Here is a 478-nt window from a genome sequence, read left to right on the forward strand (position 1 = left end):
GGCGGTAACTTTGAAAACCTGGTTCCGAGCACCACGCCGGCCGTCACCACGATCACCGACTCGCCTGACAATACCGGCTTGTCCCTGTCCGCCACCGACACCGTGGCTGAAGGCGGTTCTATCGTTTACACCGCAACCTTGACCAACGCCGCCGGCTCGCCTGTCACCGTCACCCTCAGCAACGGCGCGGTGATCAACATCGCTGCCGGCGCCACCACGGGCACCGTGACGGTCGACGCACCGAAAGACGACGTCTACAAGGACGCCGGAAAAATTGAAGTCAGCATCGATAAAGCCACTGGCGGCAACTTCGAACACCTGGTGCCGAGTACTGCGCCCGCCGTTACCGATGTGACCGACACGCTGGATACCAGCACCGTTTCGCTCACTGCAACGCCGACTATTGGCGAAGGCGGCGTGGTGGTTTACACCGCTTCGGTGAACGCTCCGGTCACCGGCACCCCGCTCGTCGTGACGC

1 protein-coding gene is annotated in these 478 nt (G+C 62.6%); it reads left to right on the forward strand.

Annotated elements, in window-relative coordinates; all coding sequences use genetic code 11:
- The coding region (locus OC610_RS28780; protein ID WP_264433196.1) for an immunoglobulin-like domain-containing protein at positions 1–478 on the forward strand (478 nt) is incomplete at both ends.

The sequence above is a fragment of the Pseudomonas agronomica genome (genome assembly GCF_025917275.1).
GTDB lineage: Bacteria > Pseudomonadota > Gammaproteobacteria > Pseudomonadales > Pseudomonadaceae > Aquipseudomonas > Aquipseudomonas agronomica.